This window comes from Streptomyces decoyicus, from assembly GCF_019880305.1.
Taxonomy (GTDB): Bacteria; Actinomycetota; Actinomycetes; order Streptomycetales; family Streptomycetaceae; genus Streptomyces; species Streptomyces decoyicus.
Genome location: NZ_CP082301.1, coordinates 1,202,273 through 1,225,327 on the forward strand (window position 1 = coordinate 1,202,273; position 23,055 = coordinate 1,225,327).

The window sequence follows — 23,055 nt, forward strand, 5'->3', positions numbered from 1 at the left end:
CCACGCCCCGGGCGCCCGGTGACACCAGACCCGTCGCCGAAGTGGCACCACCATGGCGTCACCGCGGCGCCATTACCAGCCATCTGGCCGATAATGCGGCGCCATGACGCGCCACTTCAAGTAGTAACCCCAGGTCAGAGCGGCATGCGCCAAAGAGGAGCCAATTTGGCTCGTCATGGCACCACGAATGTGCCATGATGGCGCCATGGACCTCACGCCCTACGTCGACAACCTCCGGCAGGAACTCGCCGTCGCCGCGAACGCCGGCGGCGACGACGCCCGCGCCCTCGCGGAGCGGCTCACCGCCCCCCTGGAGTCCGCCACCCGCCTCACCCTCCTCAACGCACTGTCCGCCGCCATGGGCGAGGTCACCCGGGAGCTGGCGCCCGGCTCGGTCGACGTGCGATTGCGCGGACTCGACCCTGAGTTCGTGGTGACGCCGCCACCCGCATCCGAGCCGTTCCAGGACACGCAGGAGCCGGTCGCGGCCCCTGCCGCGCCCGCGCCGCCACCGCCGCCCGCGGACGCCGACGACGGCACCATGGCGCGGATCAATTTCCGCCTCCCCGCCCACCTCAAGGCCCGCGCCGAGAACGCCGCGGCAGCGGAGGGCCTGTCGGTCAACGCCTGGCTGGTGCGGGCCGTGTCCACCGCCCTCGACGGCGGGCGGCAGGCAAGCCCGCCGGGCCGCGGCAAGGACTCGGGCGGCCGGGGCTTCACCGGCTGGGTCCGCTAGGGCCACCGGCCCACCCCACCCCACTTTCACCGGCGGATCGCCGATCCCGCCGACGTCCCGCATCACCCGCCTCACCAGCGGGATCAACCACCCAAGCCAAGAGGACGGAACAACCATGCCTACTTTCGAGACCCCGGAACCGATCGTCGCCACCCTCGAGTTGGATGCCGGCACCGCCCGCATCTCCGCCGGCAAGCGCACCGACACGGTCGTCGAGGTGCTGCCGCGCAACGGCTCCGACGACAACGACGTCCGCGCCGTACAGCAGACCCAGGTCAGCTGCTCGGGCGGCCGCCTCACGGTCAGGACACCCAAGAAGCGGTCCCTGTGGGGCAAGCCGGGCGCCATCGAGGTGAGCATCGAGCTGCCCGCCGGATCCGAGGTCCAGGGCACCACGGGCATGGGCAGCTTCCACTGCGAAGGCCGCCTCGGGAAAGTGACGCTCAAGACCGGGCTCGGCGACCTCCAGGTCGACGAGGTGGCGGGCGCCCACCTCAAGACCGGCACCGGCGACATCCGTCTGGCCCGCTCGACCGGTGACACCGAAGTCATCGGTTCGGGCCGGGTCGAGGTCGGCACGGTCGCCGGCACGGCGACCGTCAAGAACAGCAACGGCGCGACCGAGATCGGCGAGGTCACCGGCGGCCTGAAGACCAACGCGGCCAACGGCGACATCTCCATCGGCGTCGCGCACAGCAGCGTCGACGCCAAGTCCGCCAACGGCCGGATCGAGATCGGCGTCGCCCACGCCGGGGTCGATGCCGCCTCCTCCACCAGCGGCATCCGCGTCGGCGACGTCAGCCGCGGCCGTATCGACCTGCGCACCTCCGTCGGCGACCTCGAAGTGGGCATCCACGAGGGAACCGCCGCCTGGCTCGACCTGAACCCCAAGTTCGGCACGGTACGCAACTCGCTCGGCTCCGCCGCCGGGCCCCAGGAATCGGACGAGACCGTCGAGGTGCACGCGCGGACCGCGGCCGGCGACATCATCATCCACCGCGCCTGACCCGGCCTGCCACCAACTCTCCACCCGCGAAAGGAAAGCGGCATGACTGTCACCCAGACATCCGCGCCGACCGCCGCGAACGCATCGGCATCGGCGATCACCGCCACCGGACTGCGCAAGTCCTACGGCGACAAGCTCGTGCTCGACGGCATCGACCTGAGCATCGCCGAAGGCACCGTCTTCGCCCTGCTCGGGCCGAACGGCGCCGGCAAGACCACCACGGTGGAGATCCTTTCCACGCTCATCGACGCCGACGCGGGCGAGGCCTGGGTCGCGGGCCGCCATCTGACCCGGGACGCCGACGCGGTGCGCTCCGCGATCGGCGTCACCGGCCAGTTCTCGGCCGTCGACAATCTGCTGACCGCCGAGGAGAACCTGCTCCTCATGGCGGACCTGCACCACCTCGACCGACGCGAGGGCAAGCGGCGGACCAAGGACCTGCTGCGCCGTTTCGACCTGTCCGAGGTGGCGGGCAAGACCGCCGTCACCTTCTCCGGCGGTATGCGGCGCAAGCTGGACCTGGCGATGACCCTGGTCGGCGATCCGCGGATCATCTTCCTCGACGAGCCCACCACGGGACTCGACCCGCGCAGCCGGCGCACCATGTGGGAGATCATCCGGGGCCTCGTCGCCGACGACGGTGTGACCATCTTCCTGACCACCCAGTACCTCGACGAGGCCGACCAACTCGCCCACCGCATCGCCGTGTTGGACCACGGCAGGCTGATCGCCGAGGGCACCGCCGACGAGCTGAAGCAGCGCATCCCCGGCGGCCACATCCGGCTGCGGTTCGCCGACGCCCAGGGTCTGGACACCGCCGCGGGCATCTTCGGGACCGCCACCCGCGACGAGGATGCCCTCACCCTGCAGATCCCCGGCGACGGCTCCCTCCCCAACCTGCGGGCCGTCCTCGACACCCTGGAGTCCACCGCCGTCCGGGCCGAGTCGCTCACCGTGCACACCCCCGACCTCGACGACGTCTTCCTGACCCTCACCGGTCAGCCCCACCCCGCCGGCACCGTCGCATCGACCGAGGAGAACGCCTGATGGCCACCCTGTCCTACGCCGCCAAGGACTCCAGGACGATGCTGCGGCGCAACCTCAAGAAGGCCCTGCGCTACCCGTCCCTGACGGTCACCGTCGTCGCGATGCCCGTGGTGATGCTGCTGCTGTTCAACTACGTGTTCGGCAGCGCCCTGGGCACCGGCATCAGCGGCCTGCCCACCGGCAGCGGCAACTACATCGACTACCTGGCACCCGGCATCATCCTGATGGCCGCCACCTCCGGCGCCCTGACCACCGCGGTCAGCGTGTGCGTCGACAAGACCGAGGGCATCGTCAACCGCTTCCGCACGATGCCGATCTCCCGGGCCTCGTTCCTCACCGGCCATGTCGTGGGCAGCGTGATCCAGACGATGACCAGCATCACGCTCGTCATCGGCATCGCCCTCCTGATGGGCTTCCGCCCCAGCGCAACGCCCGTCGAGTGGATCGCCGCCATCGGCCTGCTCGCCCTGCTCACGCTCGCGCTCACCTGGCTCTCCGCGGGCATCGGCCTGGTCGCCAAGAACGTGGAGACCGCAAGCAACATCCCGATGCCGCTGACGTTCCTGCCGTTCGTCGGCAGCGCCATCGTGCCGACCGAGTCCATGCCCACCGGCCTGCGCTGGTTCGCCGAGTACCAGCCCTTCACCCCGGTCATCGAGACCCTGCGCGGTCTGTGGCTCGGCACCGAGATCGGCTCCAGCGCGGTCATCGGCCTCGCCTGGTGCGTGGCGCTCGCCCTGGTCGGTTACGTGTGGGCGCGCCGCACCTTCAAGGCCGGCGCCAAGCGGTAACCGCCGCTCTCCTCACGCCACTTCACCGATGCGCACCCGCTTCACCCGCCCCACGACCGCAGGAGGACCCCATGTCGTACGACCCGACGGCCGCCGGCGACACCACCGTCGACGAGCCGGCCACCCTGCCCACCGACCGGCGCACCGGCTGCCCCTTCGACCCGCCCGCCGAACTCACCACCCTGAGCGACAAGCCGCTGCGCCGCATGCGCTACGGCGACGGGCACATGGGCTGGCTGGTCACCGGACACGCCGCCGGCCGCGCGATCCTGGCCGACCCGCGCTTCAGCTCACGCTACGAACTCCTGCATCTGCCGGAGCCGATAGCGGGCGTGTCGGGGGAGATGCCCCCGGCGCCGGTCGGCGACATGCTCGGCCTCGACGCCCCCGAGCACACCCGCTACCGGCGCCTGCTCACCGGTAAGTTCACCGTCCGCCGCATGCGTCAACTCACCGAGCGCGTCGCGCAGTTCACCACCGAGTGCCTGGACGCCATGGAGCAGGCCGGGCCCACGGCCGACCTGGTGGAGGCGTTTGCGCAACCCGTGCCCGCGCTCATGATCTGCGAACTGCTCGGCGTGCCCTACGCCGACCGGGAGCGCTTCCAAAGCGATGTGGCGACCCTCTTCGACCAGACGGCCGGCCTCGAAGCGAAAGGCGCGGCCTATACGGCGCTGCTCCAGTTCCTGGGCGAACTCGTCCTCGCCAAGCGCGCCGAGCCCACCGACGACCTGCTCAGCGATCTGACCGCCTCCGACCTCACCGACGAGGAGCTGGCCGGAGTCGGCGGGATGCTGCTCGCCGCCGGGCTCGACACCACCGCGAACATGCTCGGCCTCGGCACCTTCGCCCTGCTCAGCAATCCCGGCCAGCTGGCCGCCCTGCGCGCCGACCCAGGCCTCGCCGAGCAGACCGTGGAGGAGCTGCTGCGCTACCTCAGCGTGGCCGACCCGCTGCTGCGCTCGGCGCTCGAGGACGTCGAGGTGGCGGGCCGGCTCATCAGAGCGGGCGAGACGGTGACCGTTTCCGTGCAGGCCACCAACCGCGACCCGCACAAGTTCCCCGGCCCCGACCGGCTCGACATCCACCGCAAGGCCACCGGGCACCTGGCCTTCGGCCACGGCGCCCACCAGTGCCTGGGCCAGCAGCTCGCCCGCGTCGAGATGACCGTCGCGTTCCCGGCGCTCTTCGCCCGCTTCCCCACCCTGCGCCTCGCGGTGCCGCCGCAGGAGGTGCCGCTCCGCGACCGTTCCAACATCTACGGCGTGATCAGCCTGCCCGTCACCTGGGACAAGGAGTAGCCCCCATGAACGGCCCCATGGACAGCCCCGAGGAGCCGCTGCGTCTCAGCGTCGACCGTGACCGCTGCGCCGGCGCCGGCATGTGCGCCCTGACGGCCCCCGAGGTCTTCGACCAGGACGACGAGGAAGGCCTGGTGGTGCTCCGCCACCCCGCGCCGGCCCCCGAGCACCGGGCCGCCGCCCGGATGGCCGTCGGCCTCTGCCCCGCCGGGGCCATCGCCCTCAACTCCCCGGACTCCACGGACGCATAGCGACCGTGGCACCTCCCGGACCGGGAACCCCGCACCGCGCACCGGTGGGGGGCTCTCGCGTGTGCGGGCCCACTTCTAAGGCCTTCGGGTTGATCCTCTGATCCTCCCGGGTATCGACGCGCTCCAGCTCGCGGACGCCGCCCAGTTCTCCTCACTCGCCGACGAGACCCCCGCAGGCCGCTCCGCCGTCGCCCTCGCCAAGGCTCGCCCTGCGCCGCTCCGCCACACCCCGCCTCCGCCCACGACCTGCTTCGCCGCAACATCACCCGCTACGGGCTCCGCGGCTCGCACCCACCGACGACGGCGCAGCACGATATCGGCGCGGGACGATGATCCACCGAGGGGTTTTACCCGACACCGGATGAGGGAAGCAGCGAAGGCACGTCAGGTGTCCGCGAGCAGCCGAGCCAGTGGACTTTGCGCTACGGAGCGGAGTGGCCGGAGAGCATCAGGTGCACATCCAGGGGGCATGGCCGTCGGCACGGTCCGCCCGTCGAGAATCCGAGGAGAACACCACACGGAGCAAGGCAACAACAGTGCGTAACGATGCCGCCGGTGCACTCACGGTCCGATACTGGAACCACCGGGTCCAGGCACGTCCGAGGCACCATCGAACGCACCTGACAACCCATCAGCAAGGTCAGCATGAGGTCAGCCTCAGCCCAGCCGGCCCCGCCCCCGACCACCAGAGACCGCCAGAGACCGCCAAGATCACAAACGGGCCGCACCCAGTCCGACCTGGGAATACACAGGTCAGAGGCCCGGCTGCCGAGCTCCCCAGGAGGTACCCATGAAGATGCTGATCAACGTCGCCGAGACCGTGGTCGCCGATGCGCTGCGCGGGATGGCCGCGGCGCACCCCGAATTGGTGGTGGATGCCGAGAACCGGGTGATCGTGCGACGGGACGCGCCGGTGGAGGGGAAGGTGGCGCTGTTGTCCGGGGGCGGCAGTGGGCACGAGCCGCTGCACGGGGGGTTCGTCGGGCCCGGGATGCTGGATGCCGCATGTCCGGGTGAGGTCTTCACCTCGCCGGTGCCCGATCAGATGGTGCGTGCCGCCGCGGCCGTCGACAGTGGCCACGGCGTGTTGTTCATCGTGAAGAACTACACGGGGGACGTGCTCAACTTCCAGATGGCGGCGGAGCTGGCGGAGGACGAAGGGGTGCAGGTGGCCAGCGTGCTCGTCAATGACGATGTCGCGGTGACCGACTCGACGTTCACGGCGGGGCGGCGCGGCACCGGGGCGACGCTCTTCGTGGAGAAGATCGCCGGTGCAGCGGCCGAGGAGGGCATGCCGCTGGAGCGGGTGGAGGCGCTGGCCCGGCAGGTCGTGGAATCGTCGCGCAGCTTCGGTGTGGCGCTGAGTGCCTGTACGACCCCGGCGAAGGGCAGCCCGACGTTCGATCTCCCGGCCGGGGAGCTGGAGTTGGGGGTCGGGATTCACGGCGAGCCGGGGCGGGAGCGTCGCGCGATGATGACCTCGCGCGAGATCGCGGACTTCACGGTGAACGCGATTCTGGAGGACCTGGATCCGAGGCTGCCGGTACTGGTGCTGGTCAACGGCATGGGGGCGACCCCGCTGCTGGAGCTGTACGGATTCAATGCGGAGGTCCGCCGGGTGCTGGACGAGCGGGGCGTCGCGGTGGCCCGCACGCTGGTCGGGAACTATGTGACCTCGCTGGACATGGCGGGCTGCTCGGTGACGCTGTGCCAGGTCGACGGGGAGCTGCTGCGGCTGTGGGACGCGCCGGTGCAGACGGCCGGCCTGCGCTGGGGGCGGTGACCACAGCTTCCGTATCCCTGGCCGGGTCCGTAGCGGCTCCCCGTAGCCGTACCCGTCCCGCTTTCTTGCTCAGTGCCCGAACAACCAAGGAGTGTATGCCGTGTCCGAAACGGTGCTGGATGCCGCGTTCTTCGTACGCTGGATGACGGCGGCCGCCGCCGTCATCGACCGGGAGGCCGACCGGCTCACCGAGCTGGACTCGCCCATCGGTGACGCCGACCACGGAAGGAACATGCAGCGCGGCTTCACGGCCGTGGTCAAGATGGTGGAGGCGGAGCCGCCGGCGACGCCCGGTGCGGTGCTGACCGCCGCCGGACGGCAGTTGATCTCCAGTGTGGGCGGGGCGTCCGGGCCGCTGTACGGGACGATGCTGCGGCGCGCCGGCAAGGCGCTGGGCGAGGCGCCGCAGGTGTCGGCGCAGGAGCTGCGGTCGGGGCTGGCTGCCGGGGTGGACGCGGTGGGACAGCTCGGCGGCTCGGCGCCGGGTGACAAGACGATGCTCGATGCCCTGGTGCCGGGGGTCGAGGCGCTGGCGACCTCCTTCGACGCGGCGGCCGAGGCGGCCGAGCAGGGCGCGGTGGCGACCGTACCGATGCAGGCCAGGAAGGGCCGGGCGAGTTATCTCGGGGAGCGCAGCATCGGGCATCAGGACCCGGGGGCGACATCGTCGGCGTTGCTGTTCGCGGCGCTTGCGGAGGTGGCGAAGTGAGCGCGCGGGCGACGGACGGTACGGCCGGCGGCGAGGGTCCGCCGGTCGGAGTGGTGCTGGTGTCGCACAGCGGGCCGGTCGCGGAGTCCGTGGCGACGCTGGCGATCGGGCTGGCCGGAAGCGGCGACACGGTGCCGGTGGCCGCCGCGGGCGGTACGCCGGACGGCGGACTGGGGACGAGTGCGGAGCTGATCACCAAGGCGGCACGGACGGTGGACCGTGGGGCAGGTGTGGCTGTCCTGGTCGACCTGGGCAGCGCCGTACTGACCGTCAAGGCCCTGATCGCCGAGGGCGATGAACTCCCCGAGGGCGCACGGCTGGTGGACGCCCCCTTTGTGGAGGGCGCGGTGGCCGCCGTGGTCACCGCGGCGACCGGGGCGGGTCTGGACGCGGTCGCGGCGGCGGCCACCGAGGCGCACGGCTACCGCAAGGAGTGAGGGACGGCGTGCGAGAGGCCGCCGGCCCCGCCCGGCTCACGGCTTGCGGGCGACGCCCGCGTAGCAGGCGGCCTCCGCGTCGGTGACATGGGTGGCGTCCTCGGGACGGTCCGGGCGCCACTGGTGGGAGAGGGTGACGCCCGGCTCCAGCAGCTCCCAGCCGTCGAAGAAGCGCAGGAATTCGGGGTGGGAGCGGAACTGGAGCCGGGTGCCCGCGTCGCCGTAGATCTTGATGATCTTGTTCATCGCCGCGGGGCTGAAATCCGGTGTCGCATGGCTCATCGCGAGGGTGCTGCCACTGGGGAGCGCGGCCTTGAGGGTCTCGACGATGGTGTGGGCGCGTTCCTGGCCGTCGTCGGGGACGAAGTGCATCAGTGCGTTCAGGCTGAGCGCGACCGGGCGGTTCAGGTCGAGGGTGTCGAGGAGCTGGGGCGCCTCGAGGATGCCGGCCGGGTCGGTGACATCGGCCTGGACGTACGCGGTGCGTCCCTCGGGCGTGCTGAGCAGGAGGGCCGCGGCGTGCGCGAGGACGATCGGGTCGTTGTCGGTGTAGACGACCCGGGCGTCGCCGGCGATGCCCTGGGCGATGTCGTGGAGGTTGGGCGGGGTGGGGATGCCCGTGCCGATGTCGAGGAACTGCCGCATGCCGGATTCGGCGAGGACGCGGGTGGCGCGGTGCATGAACTCGCGGTTGATGCGGGCGGCGACCAGCGCGGCGGGGAAGGCGCCCAGTACGTCTCCGGCGGCCATCCGGTCGGCCAGGAAGTTGGTCTTGCCGCCCAGGAAGTAGTCATAGATCCGGGACGAGTGGGCCCGGTCCAGCTGGAGGTCCACCACGGACTCGTGCTCGCTCATCGTCTGCTGCCTCCCCAGTACGGCGCTCCACCCCGGCGTGCGGTGCCGCCTCCCCACAAGCCGCGCACTCCAGGAGGCGCGTCAACCGCCGCCGTGCGCCCGGCTGTTGGAGCCCTGCCCCGTTCACCCCGGATCATGCCGGAGCGCGCCCCGCGGGGTTCCTGACGGTCGGCCCTGCCGCTGCCGGGGATGGGCACATGCCACGGTCACGCGTAGTCATATGAATACGCAGCGGCAGATTTTTGCCCTCCCGATGCCACAAACGGGCTCGCTTTCCGGTTCATTGGAGGGTGAGGGCAAAGCGCCCTCCCGCTGCCATCGGCGCTTCGGCGCCCGGCTCGGTGCACGGCAAACGGAACGAGGGCGGCTCGTGAGCGCAGACCGGGACCGATTGCTACCGGCGTGCGCCCCGGCGCATGTCCGTGCCACGGAGTTAGCGCCACTCCCCCGCAGTTCGCTCCCGGCCGTCGCGCCGGACCCGCTCGACCGCCAGCTGTCGATCACCTTCGAGGCGTTCCTGGCGACGCATGCCCGGAAGTGGCTGACGTACGCCTATCTGCACACCGGCAGCGAGAGCGCGGCCCGTGAGGTGACCCGGACGGCATATGAAGAGCTCGGCCGGCTGTGGCCGCATGCGCTGCGGCAGGCGTCGGTGGAGGCGTACGCCTGGTCGGTCCTCAAGGAACGCGTGGTGGAGTGGCTGTACGACCACCAGCAGCCCACCGCGCTCACCGAGACCGCCGCGTTCGCCGTGGTCACCCACGCTCTGTTGCGCGAGTGCCAGCAGCAGTTCGCCATGCTGGAGAGCCAGTTGGGGCTGTATGCGGCGATCGCCCGGCTGCCCGAGCGGCAGTGCGACGTGATCGTGCTGCGCCATGTCATCGGGTACAGCGACGCGCAGATCGGCTCGTTGCTCGGCGTCGACGAAGTCACCGTCCGCTCCTATGCGAGCCGCGGCAAGCGCAAGCTCGCCGCCGCGCTCGGTATCGATCAGGGCAATCACAGGGGGAACTGACCATGTCGCACATCTGTCCCGCGGGCCGCCGGGAGACCGTCGAGACACTGCTCAGCGCCGCGGCGACGGTGTCCGGTATCGATGATCTGACCGGATTCCGTGACCTCGACGACGCGGGGGTGCTCGGCAGTCTCGGCGCCGTCCGGGCCGGGGCAGCGGCGGCGGACGGTCCGCCGACGGCGCTGCGGACGGGCCGCCCCGGCCCTGGCGCGCCCACCGCCTACCCCAGCGCCCGGGACGAGGCCACCCATGAGCTCCAGCTGGCCTGTGCGCTGGTCGTCAACGCGGCGGCGGCCGCGGCGAGCCTGGAGCGGCTGGTCGACGACCATCACATCGACCCCGAGGGCGCGCTGGTCTTCGCCTGTCTGCTGCACATCACCGGACGCGACGACGCGGCGCACTTCTGGTGGCACTTCGGGGCCGGCGCCGGCAGCCGGACCGCTGCTTATTGCCTGTACCTCTCCCACCGCCGCAACGGCGAGTACCGTGACGCCGCCTACTGGCGCGAGCAGGCCGCGCATGCGCCCGACGAGGAGCGCCGGTCGACGGCCGCGTTCGACGAGAAGCAGCTGCTGCCGGACGCCGCCCGCCACAACCTTCTCGTCCAGTGGCACAGCGGGCTCGCCCCGACCCTGCCGAGCACTCTGGAGAACGTGATCAACCGGCTCGTCGTGGACAGCGACGACGAGGATTTCGGCGAGATCCCGCGGCCCTCGCCCACGCTCGTACGGGACCTCGGCCGGGCGGAGTGACGACGGCGGGTGCCGGCACCTCGCACGGCCGCCCGCCTGCCGGCCTCAGGAGTCGCCCGTTCCCATGGACGGGTCCTCCGCCACCGGCGGCCACTCCGGGCGGGTGGCGTCGGGAACCGTGGCCAGCGCATGGCCGACCGTGGGGTAGCACGAGAAGACGTTGAGGGACTGCGTGCCGACCAGCAGCCGCAGCATCCGTACGCCGAGCGAGGCCAGCATCAGCCTGCCCTCCAGGCGCCGGCACAGCCATTCCAGGGCGAGCAGGCAGCTCAGCCCCCGCGAGTCGCAAAAGCGCAGTGCGGTCAGATCGAGCACCAGGAAGCGGTGGCCGGCCGACACCACCGACCGTGCCTCGGCGAGAAATGCCTGCTCCGTACGGAGGTCCAGATCTCCGCTGACGCGCAGCACCGCGCACTCCTCCGCCTCCACGATCGCAGTGACCGCCAACGACCGCATCTCCGAGCTCATGCCGTCCAGACTAAGCGCCGCCGTTCGCCGCACCACCGCTGCGGCCCGCCGGCGCACAACGGGCCACCCCGGAAGCCCCGCCCCGTGACCCCCGTACGGGCCCGCTGCCAGGGCGTTACGGGCACCCGTTCGTGCATGTGGCCAAGGTGACAGCGCCCCGGAGCGGGCAGAAACGGTCAGGTTTTCCTCCGTCGCGGGCAGCCTTCCGCACCGCCACGCTTGCTATAAACCTGATGCGGGCGGAAACGGGCAGTCCCGTGACCGAACGGAAACCGGAATCAGCCAGAATTCGAGCAGGAGTGATCCCATGAGGGCCGAGGAACGCCAGCACCGCATCCTCGCGCTCGCCCGGCAGTCCGGCCGGGTCGAGGTCGCCGATGCCGCGGCGGAGTTCGGGGTCGCCCGCGAGACCGTACGGCGCGATCTGAGCGAACTGGAGCGCCGGGGGCTGGTCAGGCGTACCCACGGCGCGGCGTATCCGGTCGAGAGCGCCGGGTTCGAGACCACGCTCGCCCGGCGGGAGACCCAGCAGGTGGACGAGAAGCGCCGGATCGCGGCGGCCGCCGCGGCGCTGGTCGGCGAGGCCGAGACGGTGTTCGTCGACGAGGGCTACACCCCTGAGCTGGTCGCCACGCTACTGCCCGCCGACCGCCCGCTGACCGTGATCACCGCATCGCTGCGGACCGCCTCGCTGGTCGCGGCGTCCGAGTCGACCACGGTGCTGCTGGCCGGCGGGCGGGTCCGCTCCGGGACCCAGGCGACGGTGGGGTCCTGGGCCCGGGACATGCTCGCCCGTTTCGTGATCGACCTGGCGTTCCTGGGGGCGAACGGGATCTCCCGGGAGCACGGTCTGACCACCCCGGACCCGGCGGTCGCCGAGGTGAAGGCGCAGGCCGTGCGCTCCTCGCGGCGGCGGGTGCTGGTCGGGGTGCACAGCAAGTTCGGCGCCAGCAGCTTCTGCCGGTTCGCCGAGGTGAGTGACTTCGACACGATCGTCACCGATGCGGGGCTGTCCGCGCCGGAGGCACATCGCTATTCGCTCCTGGGCCCGCAGGTGCTCAGGGTCTGACCGGGACGGGGCCGCCCGGACGACCGGCCCGCACCGTTGCACCACATCCCCCACAGCACACCGCCGAAGGCCGCACCGCCGGCCGTCGGACGGCTCCCCGGCGTACCCGCACGACGGCACCGTACGCCCAAAAATCGCCCCTTGTGCGGCATTCGCCCGACACTCCCGTCCCCCCGAAAGGTACGAGCCGTGAGAGCAAGATCCCCCGGACCAGGCCGCGGCGGCCGCCCCCTAGGGCTGACCGCCCTCGCCGTGGCCCTGGCACTGTCCACCGCCGGCTGCTACCGCGGAGCCGGCGACGCGGGCAACGACAGCCGTCACACCATCAACGTGCTGATGGTCAACAACCCGCAGATGGTGGATCTGCAACGGCTCACCGCCGAGCACTTCACCAAGGAAACCGGCATCAAGGTCAACTTCACCGTGCTGCCGGAGGACGATCTGCGCGACAAGATGAGCCAGGACTTCTCCAGCCAGGCCGGCCAGTACGACGTGGCCAGCGTCAGCAACTACGAGACGCCCATCTACGCCCGCAACGGCTGGCTCTCCCCGCTCGGTGAACGGGCCGCCAAGGACCCCGCGTTCGACCAGGGCGACATCCTCCGGCCGGTCCGCTCCTCCCTCACCGCCGCCGACGGCAAGGTCTACGCGGAGCCCTTCTACGGCGAATCGTCCTTCCTGATGTACCGCAAGGACCTCCTCAAGGCGGCCGGGCTGACCATGCCCGCCCGGCCCACCTGGCACCAGGTCGCCGTCCTCGCCGCCAAGCTGGACGGCTTCCGCAAGGGCCTGAAGGGCATCTGTCTGCGCGGCCAGCCCGGCTGGGGCCAGCTGGCGGCCCCGCTGACCACCGTCGTCAACACCTTCGGCGGCACCTGGTTCGCCAAGGACTGGCAGCAGAAGGTCGACAGCCCCGAGTTCACCAAGGCCACCCGGTTCTATGTCGATCTGGTGCGGGCGCACGGCCAGGCGGGCGCCCCGCAGGCCGGCTACACGGAGTGCCTCAACGACATGCAGCAGGGCAAGGTCGCCATGTGGTACGACGCGACGGCCGGCGCCGGTTCGCTGGAGAGCGGCGAGTCCAAGGTCGCGGGCAAGGTCGGCTATGCGCCGGCGCCGGTGGAGCGGACCCGTGACGCGGGCTGGCTGTTCACCTGGGCCTGGGGCGTGCAGAAGGCCAGTACGCACCAGGACGCGGCCTGGCGGTTCATCCGCTGGGCCTCGGGCAAGGGCTACGAGCGGCTGGTGGGCCGCGAACTGGGCTGGTCGAGGGTGCCCGGCGGCAAGCGGGCCTCCCTCTACCGCGACCCGGACTACGTCAAGGAGGCCGGGGCGTTCGCCGGCCCGACCGAGCGGGCGATCCGCTCCGCCCGGCCCGGCAGCCCCGGCGTACAGCCACGGCCGGCCCCCGGCATCCAGTTCGTCGGCATCCCGGAGTTCGCCGACCTGGGCACCAAGGTCTCGAACGAGATCAGCGCGGCCATCGCCGGCAAGCAGAGCGTGCCCGAGGCCCTGAAGAAGAGCCGGCGACTGGCGCAGGAGGTGTCCGATGCCTACACGGACCACTGAACCGGCCCCCGGCGCCACCACGGCCGCCGTGCACCGCACCGGCAGCCCGGCCGCCCGCGCCCGCCGCACCGGGCGGGCGAAGGACTGGGCCCGCCGCGCGCCGCTGCTTCCCGCGCTGGTCTTCCTCGTCGTCGTCACCCAACTCCCGTTCCTGGCCACCGTGGTGATCTCCTTCACCCGCTGGAACGCACTGGCCCCCGACAACCGCGGCTTCGCCGCCCTCGACAACTACCGCGCCGTGTTCACGGACCCGGCGATGCGCGCCTCGGTGGGCACGACGGTGCTGCTGACCGTGACCGTGGTGCTGGTCAGCCTGCTGCTCGGGCTCGGTCTGGCGCTGCTGCTCGACCGCGGCTTCCGCGGGCGCGGCATCGTCCGCACCCTGCTCATCACGCCGTTCCTGATCGTGCCGGTCGCCTCCGCGCTGCTGTGGAAGCATGCGCTGTACAACGCCTCGTACGGGCTGATCAACGGCTCGCTGACCTGGATATGGCGGCTGTTCGGCAGCGACAGCCCGCCGCAGCCGGACTGGATGACCGACTCGCCGCTGGCCGCGGTGGAGATGTCGTTGATCTGGCAGTGGACGCCGTTCATGATGCTGATCCTGCTGGCCGGACTCCAGAGCCGGGCCTCGGACGCCGTCGAGGCGGCCCGGATGGACGGCGCCTCCGCCTTCGACATCTTCCGCTTTCTCACCCTGCCGCATCTGCGCCGCTACCTCGAACTGGCCGCACTGCTGGGCACGGTGTACGTCGTGCAGAACTTCGACGCGGTGTTCACCATCACGTCCGGCGGTCTCGGCACGGCCAACCTTCCGTACACGATCTACCAGACCGTCTACCAGTCCCATGACTACGGACGGGCATCCGCGCAGGGCGTGGTCGTGGTGCTGTGCTCGCTGCTGGTGGCGACCTTTGCGCTGCGCACCGTCTCGTCCCTGCTGCGCGAGGAGGTCACGGCATGACCACTACGTCCTTGCTCCCGCGCCGCGCCGGGTCCCCCGCCACCGGGCGCCGGCGGCGCACCGGCAGCCTGCTGGGCCTGGTGGCCTGGCTGTGCGGCATCGCCTTCTTCCTGCCCGTCGCCTGGATGGTGCTGACGTCCTTCCACAGCGAGACGGACGCGGCGACCAACCCGCCGAGTGTCGGTGCCGGGATCAGCCTGCACGGCTACCGGGAGTTCTTCGGGGCGGCGGGCGGCGGTGTCAGCCCGTGGCCCCCGCTGGTCAACTCGCTGACCGCCTCCGTCGTCTCCACCCTGCTGGTGCTGCTGCTGGCGGTGCCCGCCGCCTATGCCCTGTCCATCAAGCCGGTACGCAAATGGAGCGACGTCCTCTTCTTCTTCCTCTCCACGAAGATGCTGCCGCTGGTGGCCGGGCTGCTGCCGGTCTATCTCGTCGCGCAGAACGCCGGGATGCTCGACAGCATCTGGCTGCTGGTCATCCTCTACACCTCGATGAATCTGCCGATCGCGGTGTGGATGATGCGCTCGTTCCTCGCCGAGGTACCCGTCGAGATGCTGGAGGCCGCCTCGATCGACGGCGCGGGGCTGGCCACCACCCTGACCCGGATCGTCGCCCCGGTCGCGATGCCGGGGATCGCGGCAACGGCCCTGATCTCCTTCATCTTCAGCTGGAACGAGCTGCTGTTCGCCCGGGTCCTGACCGGCGTCGTGGCCGGTACCTCGCCGGTGTTCCTGACCGGACTCGTGACCAGCCAGGGCCTGTTCCTGGCCAAGGTGTGCGCCGCCGCCACCGTCATCTCCCTCCCGGTGCTCATCGCCGGGTTCGCCGCCCAGGACAAGCTGGTCCAGGGCCTGTCGCTTGGAGCCGTGAAATGAAAGCCGCAGTGATCAGCGCGCCCGGCAAGGTCGAGGTCGGCACCGTCGCGGACCCGACGCCCGGTCCCCGTGAGGTCGTCGTCTCCGTTGCCGCCTGCGGGCTGTGCGGTACCGATCTGCACATCCTCCAGGGCGAGTTCGCGCCCACGCTGCCCGTCGTGCCGGGCCATGAGTTCGCCGGTACGGTCGTGGCGGCCGGCACCGCGGTCACCGAACTCGCCGAGGGCGACCGGGTGGCCGTCGACCCGTCCCTCTACTGCCACGAGTGCCACTACTGCCGCATCGGACGCAACAACCTCTGTGAGCGGTGGGCCGCCATCGGGGTGACCACGGCGGGCGGCGCCGCGGAGTTCGCCGTCGCGCCGGTCGCGAACTGCGTCAAGCTGCCCGATCACATCCGTACCGAGGACGCGGCCCTCATCGAGCCGCTCTCCTGCGCCGTACGCGGCTACGACATCCTGCGCTCGGCGCAGCTGGGCACCAGCGTCCTCATCTACGGCTCGGGCACGATGGGCCTGATGATGCTCGAACTCGCCAAGCGCACCGGCGCGGCCGGGGTCGATGTCGTCGACATCAACCCCACGCGGCTGGCCACCGCCCGCACCCTGGGATGCAGCAACGCGGCCGGTTCCGCCGACGAGCTGGACCGCCCGCGCGGCTGGGACGTGGTCATCGACGCCACCGGCAACGCACACGCCATCCAGGACGCCCTGGGGCGGGTCGGCAAGGGCGGCACCTTCCTCCAGTTCGGCGTAGCCGACTACGCCGCCCGCGCCGTCATCGAGCCCTACCGCATCTACAACCAGGAGATCACCATCACCGGCTCGATGGCCGTGCTGCACAGCTACGAGCGCGCCGCGGAGCTCTTCGCGGCCGGTGCCCTGGACCCGGAGGTCTTCATCAGCGACCGGCTCCCGCTGGACCGCTATGCCGAGGCGCTGTCCCGCTTCCAGGCGGGCGAAGGGCGGAAGATCCAGGTGCGGCCGTGACTGCCGGGCGGCCCGGCAGTCACGGCCGGGCCGCCGCCGGGCCGCTCACTGCGGCTGGCGTACGGAGGCGAGTTCGCCGTGCAACAGCGCCGTGCCGAGCGGGGTGAGGGCGTGGATGACCGAACCGCCGTCGCGCCGGCTGCGGGCCAGATTGGCCTCCCGCAGGGCGCTCACATGCTCGCTGGCCGAGGGCGCGGAGACCCGTAACCGGCGGGCCAGTTCACCGGTGGTGGTCGGGGCGTCGAGAGCGGCGAGGATACGGGCTCTGGTGCGGCCGAGCAGGGCGGACAGTGCCTGCGGGTGGCAGCTGCGGGTGGTGGCCGGCACCCAGTCCGTGGCGTGCTCGACGGGATAGACCAGGACCGGCGGCAGGCCGGGGTCGGCGAGGGCGATGGGCCTGCGCCAGCAGAAGTGGGAGGGGATCAGGCGCAGTCCCCGTCCGCCCAGGCGCAGATCGCGGTCCCGGGGGTAGTCGACGTACAGGACCGGCGGCTCCCAACGGAGCGCGGGGCGGAAGGTGTTGAGCATGCCGTCGACGCCGCCGCGGCAGAGCATGCGGGTACGGCCGCCCCGGTCGCAGTCGACCGTGGCGGCCGCGCCCGTCCACTCCGGCGCTATCACCGCGCGGTGCACCTCCTGGATCGCGGCGGCCAGCTCGTCGAGCGGCCGCCGGTTTCCCGTGGCCAGCGCACCGGTCCAGCGCGGGAGCCGGGCCGGCAGCCCTGCACGGGCGGATTCCGCGGTCAGCCGCACCCGGGGGGTGTCCCGCAGCGCCTCCAGTCCGGCGGCCAGCCCGTCGCGGGCCGCGTCGGGGGTGAGGAAGTCCGGGAAATAGCGGGCGTCGGCCGGTGCCAGTGTCCCGATCAGCCCCGCAGCGCGGTTGAGTCCCCGCTCGTCCAGTTCGCGGCGCGCCCGGGCGCGCCAGGCGCCGTACACCGGCACTCCGCGTCCCGGCGGCACCACATGGTGCATGGCCAGCACCGTTTCCCAGAGGGGATCGGGCTCGGCGGCGATCTGGACGCGCGCGAGATCCCGGTCGTCGAAGTGAATACGCAACATGCGGCCCCCGCGGCATGCTCATGACCCTGTCGCCAGGGCCCCCCGTTCGAGGCCTGTCGTACGGCCCCGCCGCAAGACTGCCTGCCCTCAACGGGGGTGTCCAGGGCGGCTTGTGGCTTTTGGTGTGGGCGGGTGGTGAAGGCGGGGAGTGCGGGGCGCCCGTGCTCAGGCCCCGCTCGCGAGCCGGTCCGCCAGCCGCTCCAGGAACACCCGCTGGCCCACCACCAGCCGCCCGTGCGCCTCGTGCGGGGTGAACCAGGCCACCCGGTCGATCTCGGGGAAAGTGCCGGTCACCCCGGATCCGCGCGGCCATTCCATCTCGAAGGTGCCGGGCACGATCCGCTCCGGATCGAGATCGCTCTCGACCGCCCACACCGTCACCACCTTGCCGCTCGCCTGGCGTGCCTCTCCCAGCGGGAGATAGGCCCCGTCGGGAGGCGGGATCCCCAGCTCCTCCTCGAACTCCCGCCGGGCGGCGTCCCGCGCTTCCTCCGGCGGTACGTACTCGCCCTTGGGCACGGACCACCCGCCCGCGTCCCGCCGTTGCCACAACGGCCCGCCCATGTGCGCCAGCAGCACCTCGGTGCCGGCCGCCGCACCCCGGTACAGGAGCAGTCCGGCACTGCGCTTCCCGGCCGCCATGGCCGCTACCCCTCCCCGCCCTCGTGCGCGCTGAGCACCGTCTCCACCGTGTCCGCCTCGGCGGCCGTCTTGTCCTCCCGGTAGCGCACCACCCGCGCGAAGCGCAGGGTGACGCCCGCCGGGTAACGCGAGGACGTCTGGAGCCCGTCGTAGGCGATCTCGACGACGAGTTCCGGACGCACCGTCACGACATGGCCGTTGTCCTCGACCGCGAGTTCCTGGAGCCGTTCGGTCTGCCAGCCGAGGGTCGCGTCGGTGAGGCCCTTGAACGTCTTGCCCAGCATGACGAATCCGCCGTCCGCTCCGCGCGCCCCGAGGTGGAGGTTGGACAGCTTTCCGGTGCGCCGGCCGTGGCCCCACTCCGCCGCGAGCACCACCAGGTCCAGGGTGTGCACGGGCTTCACCTTCAGCCAGGCGGCGCCCCGGCGGCCCGCGCTGTAGGGGGCCTCCAGTGCCTTGACCACGACACCCTCATGGCCCCGGCGCAGGGTCGCGGACCAGAAGTCCTCGGCGGCCGCGCGGGCCGCGGCGTCGGACGGGTCCCCGACCACCTGGCGGCGCACCCGCAGATGCTCGGGGACCAGCCGCGCCAGCTCCGCATGCCGCTGCTCGCCCGGCAGTTCCAGCAGATCACGGCCGTCGACCGACAGGAGGTCGAAGAAGACCGGGGACAACGGCAGCGCGGCCTGTGCCGCGGAGACGTCCACCCGCGAGCCGAACCGTCCCGCGACCCGCTGGAAGGGCACCGGCCGGCCCTCGCCGTCCAGGGCGATCACTTCGCCGTCCAGGATGAAGCGGGAGGCCGGCAGCTCCCGGGCGACGGCGGCCACCTCGGGGAGCCGGTCGGTGACCTCGTCCAGGGTGCGGGTGTGGATGCGTACGTCCGGCCCGTCCCGGTGGACCTGTACGCGGATGCCGTCGAGCTTCTCCTCCACTGCGCAGGCGCCGAGCTTGTCGACCGCCTCGGCCACCGACTTGGCGCTGTGTGCCAGCATCGGCCCGACGGGCCGGCCGACGGTGAGCCGGAACGCCGCGAGCGCAGACGGCCCCTCGGCGAGCAGCGCCCGTGCGACCTCCTGGAGTGCGCCCGCCAGCATCACGGCCCGGCGTACGTCGGCGGCGGGCACCTCGGTCGCGGCGGCGAGCCCTTCGACCGCGATGGCGTCCAGGGCGCCCTGCCGCACCTCGCCGGTGAGCAGGCCGGTCAGGAAGCGCTGTTCCTCCTGCGTCGCCGCGGCCAGCAGCTCCCTGACCAGCCGGCGCCGCTCCCCCTGCGCCCCGGGCCCCGAGACCTGCGCCAGGCGGGTCAGCGCCGTATCCACGTCACGCACGGTCAGGGTGGCGCGGTCCGCCGCCGCCACCGGCTCGCGCAGCACGCTCCAGCCCACCCCGATCCGCCCCTGGGGCAGCCGGCCGGCCAGATACGGAATGACGACCGGGACGTCCTCCGGCGCGGCGGCGCGGAACAGCCCGGCCAGCAGCGCGGTCTTCCGCGAGCGTGCCGACGTCGCGGCGACCTCCCCCGACACCCGTGCGAGATCCGCCAGCAGCATAGGGCCATGGTGCCCCCACGGCGCCGTCCCCGCTCCCCCGGCCGCGAAATCCGCGTACCGGTGCGGCACCGCGGCCGTCCGCGGGCGGGCCGCCGGGCCTGTGTCAGGGGGCGAGGTACGAGTGGAAGACGTTTTCCGGGTCCCACTGCGCCTTGATTTCCTGGAGACGGTCCCAGGTGGCGGGGGCGTACGAGCGCCGGGCCCGTGCGGCGTCGGCTTCCAGGTCCGTTTCCGCGATGAAGTGGAAGCCGTCGCCCTGCGGGTCCGCGGCCGCCATGGCCTCGCGCAGCCAGCGCGCATGCGTCTCGTCGTCGGCCGGGTCGTCCCAGACCGCGTAGCAGACGAAGTAGGACTCGCCGAGCGGGGAGAAGGCCATGTTCCGCAGCAGGGCGGGGTGCTCGGAGACCGGCTGCACGGGCGCGAGCACCAGGGACTTCCCGGAGGGGGCGTGGGCCAGCACGTCGGCGATACGGGTCAGCTGGGTGGCATAGCTCTCCTGTGACCACAGGGTGTCCGCCGCATACCGGTGCGCCGGTGGCCAGGCCGCCGCCGCGCCCTCGTGCAGAGCCGCGAAGGACTGCGGCGCGGGCGGGTGGCGGGCGACGGCGAGTTCGCCGAAGGGGCAGTCGGCGAACGGCTCCAGCGCTCGCAGGGCCTCGCTCCGTGTCGCGGCGAACGCAGTGGCGGAGACCGTGATCCGGGGCCCGGCCGGAGCGCTGTCCGTCGGCGGACCGGAGGGCACGAGGACGAACGCCGTTTCGACGTACGGCGGGAGCCCGCGCGCGACCCGCTCGGCCCACTCCGCCACCCGGGCGACCTCGGCCAGCGGGAAGGTGAGGGAGGTCGCCATGATCGATGCGGGGTGGGGGTGCAGGGCGAGGCGGAAGCGGATGACGACGGCACAGAATCCCGGCCCGGCGCCCCGCGCGGCCCAGAAGAGGTCGGGGTGGCGGGTTTCGCTACAGGTGACCGTCCGCCCGTCGGCGGTGACGGCCCGGATCTCCTCGACGCTCGCGCAGGACGCCCCCCACGCGCGGGAGTTCCAGCCGAGGCCGCCGCCGAGCAGAAATCCGCCGACCGCCACGGTGGGGCAGTGACCGACGGGAAAGGCCAGATCCTGCGGGGTGAGGACCGCGACCAGCTCCTGACCGGTGGCGGCGGGCTCCACCGTGGCCGTCGCCGGTGCGGTGCCGGTCGCGGGCGAGACGCGGCACTCGCGCAGCGCGGAAAGGTCGAGCAGCAGGCCCCGGTCGCGGAGCGACGAGCCGGACCAGTTGTGCCCGCCGGAACACATCGAGACCTGTAGTCCCCGGGCGCGGGCATAGGTGACGGTCTGTGCCACCTCCGCTTCCGAGGCGGCACGCACGATGGCCTCGGGGAAGCGCCCAGGCCGCCGCTCGTTCCACACCGCGGCGGAGCGGGCCGTCTCGTAGCCGGGCTCGCCCCGCCGGATCAGCCTGTCCTCGATATCTCCCGCTGGTGTCGGTCCCGGTGGGCGCATCACGGCCGCCTCACCAGATCTGGTGGGTGATCAGGCCGAAGACGGCGATGGACACCAGGTAGCAGAGCACCACCAAAGCGAGGCCCAGCACCTGCGCCCGGCGGTTTCCGGCAACCCGGGAGGGAACCAGCCAGAAGGCGAACACCTTGTTCACGATCGGCATCAGCAGCCAGGTCAGCGCGCTGACGCTCAGTACGTTGGAGAGGAACAGGCCGATGTACTCGCGGATGGTGAGTTTCTCCAGCCCGACTCCCACGGTGAGGTTGAGCACCATCACCGTCGGATAGAGCGCCAGGACAACGGACATCGCCTGCTTCCAGTTGGGCGGGGCGTTGCCGCGCTTGCCGTGGTCGAACTGGAACCAGCCGCTGAACGCCGAACCGACCTTGCGCACGTCGTACGAGATGAAGTACTTGCTTCCCTCTTTCAGCAGTTTGGTGCGCACATCGGAGTCGAGCCAGTCGTCGAGGTGCTCGCGGGAGTCGAACCGGAAGACGACGACCCAGTGCTCCTGGACGCCCTCCACCGGCTTGAACAGTTCGGACCCCATGAAACCGGGCGCCTTCTCCTGCGCCTTGAGCGTCTTTTCCTGCCAGGTGAGAAATTGCTGCTCGGATCCCGGCTTGACCTCGTGGGAGATGACCGCCGTCACCACGTCGGGTGCCGGCGGCGCCGGGCTGCCGCCATGGAGCACCTCCTGCGTCGGGAGGCCCTGGAAGAGTTCGCGTGCTTCATCGAGCAATGCCTGCCGCCGGTGCGAATCCAGCCAGGCGGTCAGCTGGTCCATACCGGAAAACCGGAATACGGCCACCCATTCGTTTTCCTCGCCGGCGCCGGGGTATACCTCGGCACCCACGAAACCCTCGAATTCACGGGCGGCCTGATTCGTCTTGTCCTGCCAGCGCTGATACTCATCGGTCCGGCCTTCGCGCACCTTCTGCGAGGTCACAACGGTGGCGCTGTCTGCCGCGGAACCACGGCTTGCACGGGCACTCACCTTGAGTAGCCTAGTGCATAAGAGATTTACACGGCAAATGGGGCATTTGCCTTACCGTTCCGCAGAGGAATCGATGCCGATCGGAGACTCCGTAATGGAACAGAAAGAACTTCTCGCAGAGGCTGTACGACTGGCCACGGAATCCGTGGAGAACGGCTGGGGCGGGCCGTTCGGCGCGGTACTCGTACGCGACGGGAACATCGTCGCCCGCGGGCAGAACCGTGTGCTGCTGACCGGCGACCCCACCGCGCACGCCGAGATGGAGACCATCCGGAAAGCCGTGCAGGTCCTCAACCCCGAGGCTCCGAGCATCGCCGTGGAGCGTCAGAACGAGAGCACGCTGGAGTACGTCCCGCGGCCCCCCGGGTCTCCGGACCCGGTCCCGGAGCGGGCCCGTATGCTCCAGGGCACTTCGATCTACATCAGCGGCGCGCCCTGCCCCATGTGCATGAGCGCCATCTACTGGTCGCGGATCGACGCCGTCTACTACAGCTGCGACCTCGAGGACACCGCGAAGATCGGCTTCGACGACACGTTCCAGTACGAGGACTTCAAGAGGCCGCTCGACGAGCGCAGGATCAAGATCGAGCAGATCTACCCCGAGATGGGCGCCCAGTCCTACGCGGCCTGGACGAACCGGCCGGACAAGCACCCGTACTGACGAAGGGTCACCGGCCGGCACCGCG

At 71.3% G+C, this 23,055-nt stretch carries 24 protein-coding genes; 17 read left to right on the plus strand and 7 right to left on the minus strand.

Annotation, left to right across the window (positions count from 1 at the left end; genetic code table 11):
- The first annotated feature begins 205 nt into the window (after positions 1-205).
- The 9 genes from K7C20_RS05150 (at position 206) to K7C20_RS05190 (ending at position 8,061) form a co-directional block, all read left to right on the plus strand.
- On the plus strand, positions 206-736 hold the full coding sequence (locus tag K7C20_RS05150; RefSeq protein ID WP_030079576.1) for a toxin-antitoxin system HicB family antitoxin: 531 nt from the start codon (positions 206-208) through the stop codon (positions 734-736).
- 115 nt (positions 737-851) lie between these two features.
- Entirely contained in the window at positions 852-1,742 is an 891-nt protein-coding gene (locus tag K7C20_RS05155) for a DUF4097 family beta strand repeat-containing protein (protein ID WP_030079574.1), read from the plus strand.
- A gap of 42 nt (positions 1,743-1,784) precedes the next feature.
- Complete coding sequence (locus tag K7C20_RS05160) at positions 1,785-2,789, plus strand: daunorubicin resistance protein DrrA family ABC transporter ATP-binding protein (protein WP_030079572.1); 1,005 nt, start codon at positions 1,785-1,787, stop codon at positions 2,787-2,789.
- Positions 2,789-3,580 (plus strand): ABC transporter permease, encoded by a 792-nt coding sequence (locus K7C20_RS05165; RefSeq protein WP_030079570.1) that lies wholly within the window; start codon positions 2,789-2,791, stop codon positions 3,578-3,580. Before K7C20_RS05160 ends, K7C20_RS05165 begins: the two co-directional genes overlap by 1 nt.
- A gap of 71 nt (positions 3,581-3,651) precedes the next feature.
- Positions 3,652-4,881: a cytochrome P450 gene (locus tag K7C20_RS05170; RefSeq protein WP_030079568.1), complete on the plus strand. Its 1,230-nt coding sequence runs from the start codon at positions 3,652-3,654 to the stop codon at positions 4,879-4,881.
- A 5-nt stretch (positions 4,882-4,886) separates the two neighbouring features.
- Positions 4,887-5,132 carry a ferredoxin gene (locus K7C20_RS05175; RefSeq protein ID WP_245171345.1) on the plus strand — a complete coding sequence of 82 codons (246 nt, stop codon included), beginning with the start codon at positions 4,887-4,889 and terminating at the stop codon, positions 5,130-5,132.
- 790 nt (positions 5,133-5,922) lie between these two features.
- Positions 5,923-6,915: a dihydroxyacetone kinase subunit DhaK gene (dhaK, locus tag K7C20_RS05180; RefSeq protein ID WP_030079564.1), complete on the plus strand. Its 993-nt coding sequence runs from the start codon at positions 5,923-5,925 to the stop codon at positions 6,913-6,915.
- 112 nt (positions 6,916-7,027) lie between these two features.
- Positions 7,028-7,624 carry a dihydroxyacetone kinase subunit DhaL gene (gene dhaL / locus K7C20_RS05185; protein WP_053209486.1) on the plus strand — a complete coding sequence of 199 codons (597 nt, stop codon included), beginning with the start codon at positions 7,028-7,030 and terminating at the stop codon, positions 7,622-7,624.
- Positions 7,621-8,061 (plus strand): PTS-dependent dihydroxyacetone kinase phosphotransferase subunit DhaM, encoded by a 441-nt coding sequence (locus K7C20_RS05190; protein ID WP_048829202.1) that lies wholly within the window; start codon positions 7,621-7,623, stop codon positions 8,059-8,061. The genes dhaL and K7C20_RS05190 overlap by 4 nt, the downstream gene beginning before the upstream one ends.
- Positions 8,062-8,097: 36 nt before the next feature.
- On the opposite strand, the gene K7C20_RS05195 is transcribed toward K7C20_RS05190, so the two are convergent.
- The gene (locus tag K7C20_RS05195) at positions 8,098-8,916 is read right to left on the minus strand and encodes an SAM-dependent methyltransferase (protein WP_030079558.1); all 819 of its coding nucleotides are present in this window, start codon (positions 8,914-8,916) and stop codon (positions 8,098-8,100) included.
- 370 nt (positions 8,917-9,286) lie between these two features.
- Here K7C20_RS05195 and K7C20_RS05200 point away from each other — a divergent pair, with 370 nt between their 5' ends.
- Together K7C20_RS05200 and K7C20_RS05205 are read left to right on the plus strand one after the other, a co-directional pair.
- Entirely contained in the window at positions 9,287-9,931 is a 645-nt protein-coding gene (locus tag K7C20_RS05200) for an RNA polymerase sigma factor (RefSeq protein ID WP_030079556.1), read from the plus strand.
- Between the two features lie 2 nt (positions 9,932-9,933).
- Complete coding sequence (locus K7C20_RS05205; RefSeq protein ID WP_053209481.1) at positions 9,934-10,683, plus strand: hypothetical protein; 750 nt, start codon at positions 9,934-9,936, stop codon at positions 10,681-10,683.
- 45 nt (positions 10,684-10,728) lie between these two features.
- Here K7C20_RS05205 and K7C20_RS05210 read toward each other — a convergent pair whose 3' ends face one another.
- Positions 10,729-11,151 (minus strand): STAS domain-containing protein, encoded by a 423-nt coding sequence (locus K7C20_RS05210; protein WP_030079553.1) that lies wholly within the window; start codon positions 11,149-11,151, stop codon positions 10,729-10,731.
- Between the two features lie 307 nt (positions 11,152-11,458).
- Here K7C20_RS05210 and K7C20_RS05215 point away from each other — a divergent pair, with 307 nt between their 5' ends.
- The 5 genes from K7C20_RS05215 to K7C20_RS05235 all read left to right on the plus strand — a co-directional run bounded on the left by K7C20_RS05215 (position 11,459) and on the right by K7C20_RS05235 (position 16,617).
- Positions 11,459-12,220 (plus strand): DeoR/GlpR family DNA-binding transcription regulator, encoded by a 762-nt coding sequence (locus K7C20_RS05215; protein ID WP_030079551.1) that lies wholly within the window; start codon positions 11,459-11,461, stop codon positions 12,218-12,220.
- A gap of 189 nt (positions 12,221-12,409) precedes the next feature.
- Positions 12,410-13,789 (plus strand): ABC transporter substrate-binding protein, encoded by a 1,380-nt coding sequence (locus K7C20_RS05220; RefSeq protein ID WP_030079548.1) that lies wholly within the window; start codon positions 12,410-12,412, stop codon positions 13,787-13,789.
- The gene (locus tag K7C20_RS05225; protein WP_107083430.1) at positions 13,770-14,753 is read left to right on the plus strand and encodes a carbohydrate ABC transporter permease; all 984 of its coding nucleotides are present in this window, start codon (positions 13,770-13,772) and stop codon (positions 14,751-14,753) included. The genes K7C20_RS05220 and K7C20_RS05225 overlap by 20 nt, the downstream gene beginning before the upstream one ends.
- Entirely contained in the window at positions 14,750-15,628 is an 879-nt protein-coding gene (locus K7C20_RS05230; RefSeq protein WP_030079542.1) for a carbohydrate ABC transporter permease, read from the plus strand. Before K7C20_RS05225 ends, K7C20_RS05230 begins: the two co-directional genes overlap by 4 nt.
- On the plus strand, positions 15,625-16,617 hold the full coding sequence (locus K7C20_RS05235; RefSeq protein ID WP_030079540.1) for a zinc-dependent alcohol dehydrogenase family protein: 993 nt from the start codon (positions 15,625-15,627) through the stop codon (positions 16,615-16,617). Before K7C20_RS05230 ends, K7C20_RS05235 begins: the two co-directional genes overlap by 4 nt.
- A 45-nt stretch (positions 16,618-16,662) precedes the next feature.
- Here K7C20_RS05235 and K7C20_RS05240 read toward each other — a convergent pair whose 3' ends face one another.
- The 5 genes from K7C20_RS05240 to K7C20_RS05260 all read right to left on the minus strand — a co-directional run bounded on the left by K7C20_RS05240 (position 16,663) and on the right by K7C20_RS05260 (position 22,369).
- Entirely contained in the window at positions 16,663-17,676 is a 1,014-nt protein-coding gene (locus K7C20_RS05240) for a winged helix-turn-helix domain-containing protein (protein ID WP_053209480.1), read from the minus strand.
- A gap of 165 nt (positions 17,677-17,841) precedes the next feature.
- Positions 17,842-18,318, minus strand: coding sequence for an NUDIX domain-containing protein (locus K7C20_RS05245; protein WP_030079536.1), 477 nt, complete (start codon positions 18,316-18,318; stop codon positions 17,842-17,844).
- Positions 18,319-18,323: 5 nt separating this feature from the next.
- On the minus strand, positions 18,324-19,871 hold the full coding sequence (locus K7C20_RS05250) for an ATP-dependent DNA ligase (protein ID WP_053209479.1): 1,548 nt from the start codon (positions 19,869-19,871) through the stop codon (positions 18,324-18,326).
- A gap of 103 nt (positions 19,872-19,974) precedes the next feature.
- Entirely contained in the window at positions 19,975-21,372 is a 1,398-nt protein-coding gene (locus K7C20_RS05255) for an FAD-binding oxidoreductase (RefSeq protein WP_030079531.1), read from the minus strand.
- 10 nt (positions 21,373-21,382) lie between these two features.
- Complete coding sequence (locus tag K7C20_RS05260; RefSeq protein ID WP_245171342.1) at positions 21,383-22,369, minus strand: antibiotic biosynthesis monooxygenase; 987 nt, start codon at positions 22,367-22,369, stop codon at positions 21,383-21,385.
- A gap of 94 nt (positions 22,370-22,463) precedes the next feature.
- On the opposite strand from K7C20_RS05260, the gene K7C20_RS05265 reads away from it, so the two are divergent.
- Positions 22,464-23,030 (plus strand): nucleoside deaminase, encoded by a 567-nt coding sequence (locus K7C20_RS05265; protein WP_030079527.1) that lies wholly within the window; start codon positions 22,464-22,466, stop codon positions 23,028-23,030.
- The last annotated feature ends 25 nt before the right edge of the window (positions 23,031-23,055 follow it).